At 58.3% G+C, this 7,202-nt stretch carries 6 protein-coding genes; 2 read left to right on the top strand and 4 right to left on the bottom strand.

From position 1 onward, the window contains the following. Positions 1 to 39: 39 nt before the first annotated feature. The 4 genes from M2394_RS11470 to M2394_RS11485 all read right to left on the bottom strand — a co-directional run bounded on the left by M2394_RS11470 (position 40) and on the right by M2394_RS11485 (position 4,285). Complete coding sequence (locus M2394_RS11470) at positions 40 to 1,476, bottom strand: NAD(P)(+) transhydrogenase (Re/Si-specific) subunit beta (protein ID WP_123716752.1); 1,437 nt, start codon at positions 1,474 to 1,476, stop codon at positions 40 to 42. Further along, positions 1,476 to 1,796, bottom strand: coding sequence for an NAD(P) transhydrogenase subunit alpha (locus M2394_RS11475; RefSeq protein ID WP_003220416.1), 321 nt, complete (start codon positions 1,794 to 1,796; stop codon positions 1,476 to 1,478). Before M2394_RS11475 ends, M2394_RS11470 begins: the two co-directional genes overlap by 1 nt. A 15-nt stretch (positions 1,797 to 1,811) precedes the next feature. Beyond that, on the bottom strand, positions 1,812 to 2,933 hold the full coding sequence (locus tag M2394_RS11480; RefSeq protein WP_259172534.1) for a Re/Si-specific NAD(P)(+) transhydrogenase subunit alpha: 1,122 nt from the start codon (positions 2,931 to 2,933) through the stop codon (positions 1,812 to 1,814). A 452-nt stretch (positions 2,934 to 3,385) separates the two neighbouring features. After that, positions 3,386 to 4,285: a LysR family transcriptional regulator gene (locus tag M2394_RS11485; protein ID WP_178923871.1), complete on the bottom strand. Its 900-nt coding sequence runs from the start codon at positions 4,283 to 4,285 to the stop codon at positions 3,386 to 3,388. Between the two features lie 156 nt (positions 4,286 to 4,441). Between M2394_RS11485 and M2394_RS11490 the strand changes: the two genes are divergently transcribed. Both M2394_RS11490 and M2394_RS11495 read left to right on the top strand, forming a co-directional pair. Then, a complete protein-coding gene (locus M2394_RS11490; RefSeq protein ID WP_003187423.1) occupies positions 4,442 to 5,623 on the top strand; it encodes an acyl-CoA dehydrogenase in 1,182 nt (393 codons plus the stop codon). A gap of 13 nt (positions 5,624 to 5,636) precedes the next feature. Next, entirely contained in the window at positions 5,637 to 6,857 is a 1,221-nt protein-coding gene (locus tag M2394_RS11495; protein ID WP_259172536.1) for a CaiB/BaiF CoA-transferase family protein, read from the top strand. The last annotated feature ends 345 nt before the right edge of the window (positions 6,858 to 7,202 follow it).

Genomic DNA, 7,202 nt, shown 5'->3' on the forward strand with positions numbered 1-7,202 from the left:
ACAAGAGGCCGGGGTTTCGAGTATTGCGCTGAAGCAGTGTTACTCGACGGCCTTCACCATGTCTTCGATGACTTTCTTGGCGTCGCCGAAGACCATCATGGTCTTGTCCAGGTAGAACAACTCGTTATCCAGGCCGGCATAACCGCTGGCCATCGAGCGTTTGTTGACGATGATGGTCTTGGCCTTGAAGGCTTCGAGAATCGGCATGCCGGCGATCGGTGAGTTCGGGTCGTTTTTGGCAGCCGGGTTGACCACGTCGTTCGCGCCGAGCACTAGCACCACGTCGGCCTGGCCGAACTCGGAGTTGATGTCTTCCATTTCGAACACCTGGTCGTAAGGCACTTCGGCCTCGGCGAGCAAGACGTTCATGTGCCCGGGCATACGGCCGGCCACCGGGTGGATCGCGTACTTCACGGTGACGCCGTGGTGGGTCAGCTTCTCGGTCAGTTCCTTGAGCGCATGCTGCGCCCGTGCCACTGCCAAGCCATAGCCCGGAACGATGATCACGGTGTCGGCGTTGGTCAGCAGGAAGGTGGCGTCGTCAGCGGAGCCGGACTTCACTGGCCGCGCTTCTTTAGAGCCGGTTGCCGCAGCGGCATCCGAGGTATTGCCGAAACCGCCGAGCAATACATTAAAGAAGGAACGGTTCATCGCCTTGCACATGATGTACGAGAGGATCGCGCCGCTGGAGCCCACCAGGGAGCCGGCGATGATCAGCATCGAGTTGTTCAGCGAGAAGCCGATACCTGCCGCCGCCCAGCCGGAGTAGCTGTTGAGCATCGACACCACCACCGGCATGTCGGCGCCGCCGATTGGGATGATGATCAGCACGCCGAGCACGAAGGCCAGGGCCAGCATCAGGGCGAAGGCGGTGAGGTTACCGGTGAACATGAACGCCAGGCCTAGGCCCAGGGTAGCCAGGCCGAGCACCAGGTTCAGTTTGTGCTGGCCGCCGAACTGTACCGGTGCGCCCTGGAACAGGCGGAACTTGTACTTGCCCGACAGCTTGCCGAACGCGATCACCGAACCGGAGAAGGTGATGGCACCGATGGCTGCACCGAGGAACAGTTCCAGGCGATTACCAGCAGGGATCGAGTCGCCTAAATGTTTGACGATGCCCAGGGATTGCGGCTCGACCACTGCGGCAATCGCAATGAACACTGCCGCCAGGCCGATCATGCTGTGCATGAACGCGACCAGCTCCGGCATCTTGGTCATTTCTACGCGCTTGGCCATGATCGAACCGGCGGTGCCGCCGATCAGCAGGCCGACAATCACATAGCCGATGCCGGCAGTTGCCAGCTCAGCGCCCAGCTTATAGATGAGGCCTACGGTGGTGAGCACCGCCAGCGCCATGCCGAGCATGCCGAACAGGTTGCCGCGCCGCGAAGTTGTTGGGTGCGACAGGCCTTTGAGAGCCTGAATGAAGCAGATCGACGCGATCAGGTAGAGCGTTGTTACGAGATTCATGCTCATTACTTCGGCGCCTCTTCTTTTGCTTTCGGGGCTTTCTTCTTGAACATCTCAAGCATCCTGCGAGTGACCAGGAAGCCACCGAACACGTTTACCGCTGCGAGCGCCACGGCCAGGGTGCCCATTGTCTTGCCCAGTGGGGTCACGGTGAGGGCCGCAGCCAGCATGGCGCCAACGATCACGATTGCGGAAATGGCGTTGGTCACGGCCATCAAGGGCGTGTGCAGCGCGGGTGTCACGTTCCAGACCACGTGGTAACCGACATAAATCGCCAGCACAAAGATGATCAGGTTGTAGATACCGGGGGAGATAAGCTCTTCCATCGTCTGAATCCCTGCTTAGGCGTTTTTGCGGATGACTTGGCCGTCGCGGCACATCAGGCACGCGGCGACGATGTCGTCTTCGAGGTTGATTTCAAACTGCCCTTCCTTGGTGAAGACCAGCTTCAGGAAGTCCAGCAGGTTGCGTGCATACAAGGCCGAGGCGTCGGCGGCGACAGCGCCGGCGAGGTTGGTCGGGCCGCAGATGATCACGCCGTTCTCCACCACCACCTGATCGGCGACGGTCAGCGGGCAGTTGCCGCCTTGGGCGGCGGCAAGGTCAATGACCACCGAGCCGGGCTTCATCTGCGCGACGGTGTCGGCGCTGAGCAGGGTCGGAGCCTTGCGGCCCGGGATCAGTGCGGTGGTGATCACGATATCGGCCTGTTTGGCGCGCTCGTGCACGGCCAGGGCCTGGCGCTGCATCCAGCTGGTGGGCATCGGGCGGGCATAACCGCCGACGCCGACGGCGCATTCACGCTCTTCATCGGTCTCGTAGGGCACGTCGACAAACTTGGCGCCGAGGGATTCGATCTGTTCCTTCACGGCCGGGCGTACGTCAGACGCTTCGATCACAGCACCCAGGCGTTTCGCTGTCGCAATCGCCTGCAGACCCGCGACGCCGGCGCCGAGGATCAGCACGCGTGCAGCCTTTACGGTGCCGGCGGCCGTCATCAGCATCGGCATAAAGCGTGGGTAGTGATGAGCGGCGAGCAGCACGGCCTTGTAGCCAGCGATGTTGGCCTGGGAGGACAGCACGTCGAGGCTCTGGGCGCGCGAGGTACGTGGCGCGGCTTCGAGCGCAAAAGCGGTTATGCCGCGTTCGGCCAGCTTGGCGATGGTTTCGTTGCTGAACGGGTTGAGCATGCCCACCAGTACGGTGCCGCTTTTGATCAGCGCAAGCTCGCTGTCGCTGGGGGCAACTACCTTGAGAATCAGCTCTGCGTCAAACGCATCGCTGGCACTGCCAATGGTTGCGCCTGCCGTTTCATAGGCACTGTCGACGACACTGGCTTTAACGCCGGCTCCGCTTTGAACAGTGACCTTATGGCCCTGGCCGATCAGCTTCTTGATGGTTTCCGGGGTGGCAGCCACCCGCGTTTCACCGGTCTGGGTTTCGAGAGGAACACCAATGTGCACGTCAAATCTCCTGCATGATCTTTTTGCTTTTGATCTTTTTGTAAAAAGGCCAGTGCACCGTGAGTGGCGCATCTGGGGCGGCCGATCAGCACGATCCCGCTGAAATGACAGCGGGGCGCGGCATTTTGCAGGCGAACTTTACGGCCTTCAAGGGATTATGACGGGTGACGAAAAATTAACTACAAGTCACCCTGTGACTGATTGTCGCAATGCGATGAAATAACCTCTTTAAATACAGGTGTTTAAAGGACTGTAGCCGAATATTGGGTGTTTCTTCATCGTTGGTGTGAATGGTCGTGCATTGGCTTGCCGTAGTCGCTACACGCCTTGAAAATCATGGCTCTTAGCCTTAATTCGAACAGATAAGTACAGTCTGCTTAAACGCGACATATACGTATATCTGTAGGTCTTGATTTTATTTGACTACAGGGTCAATAAGCGGGCTTTGTCCTTTAAATGCTGGGGCTATAGCGTTGGGATTGATCAACCAACCAGTCCCTGAAAGCGTGTAATGACGCCGATTCGACTTTTCTGTCGGGAATCATCAGGTAGTACGCCTTCGCGCTGCTCAGCGTTTCGGGGTTGGCGATCACCAATTGGTGCTCGTCGAGTTCGCGCTGAATCAAGAACGGCGGGATCAGCGCGATGCCCATGTCATGCATGGCTGCCTGAGACAACATCGAGAATAGCTCGTAACGAGGGCCTGTCATGTCGCGAGGAATGTTCAGATGTTGCGCGTTGAACCATTGGCGCCAGGCGTAAGGCCGCGTGGTCTGCTGCAGTAGCGGCAGTTCGGCAATTTCCTGGGCGCTGAAGTGGGTACGTGTGCCCAATAAGCGAGGGCTGCAGACGGGAACGGGGTTCTCGCCCATCAGTCGGTGTGATTCGGTACCCGACCAGTCGGCATCACCAAAGTAGATCGCAGCGTCGAACTCGGTGTCTGCAAACAGGAATGGGCGGGTACGGTTAGTGAGGTTGACCGTGACTTCCGGGTGCTTGTGTTGGAAATCCTTCAGGCGGGGGATCAGCCATTGGGTGCCGAAGGTGGGTACCACCGCGAGCTCGATGACATTGGCGCCCTGTTGCCCCATGACCGACAGGGTGTCACGTTCTACTGCGTCCAGCTGCATGGCGACGCGGCGGCTGTACGACAACCCCGCCTCCGTGAGTTTTACCCCGCGTCGCGAGCGCCGAAATAGCTCGACACTCAAAAACTCTTCGAGACTCGCGATTTGTCGGCAGATAGCGCCTTGAGTGATGGAAAGCTCGTGCGCGGCCTTGGTAAAGCTCTCGTGGCGGGCTGCCGCTTCAAAGCTGACCAGGGCGGTGGTGCTGGGGATCTTTCTGCGCATGTAACTTGTCCTCACTTATAAAACGCATATACGTCGTCTATGGCGCTTTCGAAGTGAGAAATTAGCACAACCCTATGCGGAAACCTCGTTTGCCCTCTGCGTTTGCCCGGCCTAGTCTGCATCCACGACTTCTGATTTTTCCGCGAGGACTTATTCATGGCTGGCAAGGCAAGCTTCAACTGGATCGATCCACTGCTGCTGGATCAACAGCTCACCGAAGAAGAGCGCATGGTGCGCGACAGTGCTGAGCAATTCGCCCAGGACAAGCTGGCGCCCCGTGTGCTCGAAGCTTTTCGCCATGAAAAGACCGACCCTGCCATCTTTCGCGAGATGGGCGAGACCGGCTTGCTGGGCGCGATGATTCCCGAGCAATACGGCGGCAGTGGTTTGAACTACGTCAGCTATGGGTTGATTGCCCGTGAGGTCGAGCGTGTCGACTCCGGTTATCGCTCGATGATGAGTGTGCAGTCGTCACTGGTGATGGTGCCTATCAATGAGTTTGGCACTGAGGCGCAGAAGCAGAAGTACCTGCCGAAGCTGGCTTCCGGCGAGTGGATCGGTTGTTTCGGCCTGACCGAGCCTAATCACGGCTCCGATCCGGGCGCGATGATTACCCGGGCGCGCAAGGTGGATGGCGGCTACAGCCTGACGGGCGCCAAGATGTGGATCACCAATAGCCCAATCGCCGATGTGTTTGTGGTGTGGGGCAAGGATGATGCGGGTGACATCCGTGGATTTGTCCTGGAGAAAGGTTGGAAGGGGCTGAGCGCTCCGGCGATCCACGGTAAGGTTGGCCTGCGTGCCTCGATTACCGGCGAGATCGTAATGGACAACGTCTTTGTGCCGGAAGAGAACATCTTCCCGGATGTACGGGGTTTGAAGGGGCCGTTTACCTGTCTCAACTCCGCACGTTACGGCATTTCCTGGGGCGCGTTGGGAGCCGCTGAGTTCTGCTGGCATACCGCCCGCCAGTACACCCTTGATCGTCAGCAGTTCGGTCGCCCGTTGGCAGCGACCCAACTGATCCAGAAGAAGCTGGCTGATATGCAGACCGAGATTACCCTGGCGCTGCAAGGTTGCCTGCGCCTGGGGCGCATGAAGGACGAAGGGACGGCGGCAGTGGAGATCACGTCGATCATGAAGCGCAACTCGTGCGGCAAGTCCCTGGACATTGCACGCATGGCGCGGGACATGTTGGGCGGAAACGGGATTTCGGATGAGTTTGGTGTGGCGCGTCACTTGGTCAACCTTGAGGTGGTCAATACCTACGAAGGCACCCATGACGTGCACGCCTTGATCCTTGGGCGCGCGCAAACCGGTCTTCAAGCGTTCTATTAATAGGAGCACGACCATGGGCGCGCTTTCGCATCTGCGGGTACTGGATTTGTCGCGAGTACTGGCGGGCCCCTGGGCCGGGCAGATTCTTGCGGACCTTGGGGCTGAGGTGATCAAGGTCGAGCGACCGGGTAATGGGGATGATACGCGGGCGTGGGGGCCGCCTTTCCTCAAAGATGCCTATGGTGAAAACACCAGCGAGGCGGCGTATTACCTGTCGGCCAACCGCAATAAGGAGTCAGTCACCATCGACTTCACGCGACCGGAGGGGCAAAAGCTGGTGCGAGACCTGGCTGCCAAGTCCGACATCCTGATCGAGAACTTCAAGGTGGGTGGTCTTGCGGCGTACGGGTTGGACTATGAGTCGCTGAAGGAGATCAACCCGGAGCTGATCTATTGCTCGATCACGGGGTTTGGTCAAACCGGACCATACGCCACGCGTGCGGGTTATGACTTCATGATCCAGGGTTTGGGCGGTCTCATGAGCCTGACCGGCCGCCCTGAGGGTGATGAGGGCGCGGGGCCGGTGAAGGTCGGGGTGGCGTTGACCGATATTCTCACCGGGCTCTACTCGACGGTGGCGATCTTGGCGGCCCTGGCTCATCGAGATCATGACGGTGGCGGGCAGCACATCGATATGGCATTGCTGGACGTGCAGGTCGCATGTTTGGCTAACCAGGCGATGAATTACCTGACGACAGGAGTGCCTCCGAAACGTCTGGGTAATGCTCATCCGAATATTGTGCCTTATCAGGATTTTCCCACGGCTGACGGCGACTTCATCCTTACGGTGGGCAACGATGGTCAGTTCCGTAAGTTTGCTGAGGTGGTCGGGCAGCCGCAGTGGGCGGATGACCCGCGCTTCTCTACTAATAAGGTGCGGGTGGCTAATCGCGCAGAGCTGATTCCGCTGATTCGCCAGGCCACCGTGTTCAAGACGACAGCGGAGTGGGTGGCACAGCTAGAGCGAGTGGGTGTGCCATGCGGGCCTATCAATGATCTGGCGCAGGTGTTTGCTGATCCGCAGGTAAAGGCGCGCGGACTTGCACTGGAGCTGCCACATGCTTTGGCTGGCGTGGTGCCGCAGGTTGCCAGCCCGATTCGTTTGTCCAAGACGCCTGTTGAGTATCGCAGCGCTCCTCCCCTATTGGGTGAGCATACGGCTCAGGTGTTGCAGGACGTGTTGGGGTTGGGGGCTGCCAACGTGGCCGATTTGAGGGCGTTGGGTGTGATCTGAGTGTTTCCTTCTATATATAGGTTTCTGGCTGTTTATTGGTTGCTTTTTAATCAATTCTAACTAATTGATAGAGAAGACAAATTAAGGGTTGACGGCAGATTCTGGAAGCCTATAATTCGCCCCACTTCCGGCGCAGTCGAAACGGAAAACTCCTTGAGTTTCAATGAGTTAAGTAGGTTTCGATAGTGAGTTGCTTCAGTTCATCGAAGCCCAGAAGGAGTTGATAGGGCGGTGTAGTTTGGCTCTATTGACGTTTCGATCTTCTCGGTCGAAAGCGGAGAAAAAGAGGTGTTGACAGCAGCGTGTAACGCTGTAGAATTCGCCTCCCGCTAACGAGAGATCGGA

The sequence above is a fragment of the Pseudomonas sp. BIGb0164 genome (assembly GCF_024810135.1).
GTDB lineage: Bacteria > Pseudomonadota > Gammaproteobacteria > Pseudomonadales > Pseudomonadaceae > Aquipseudomonas.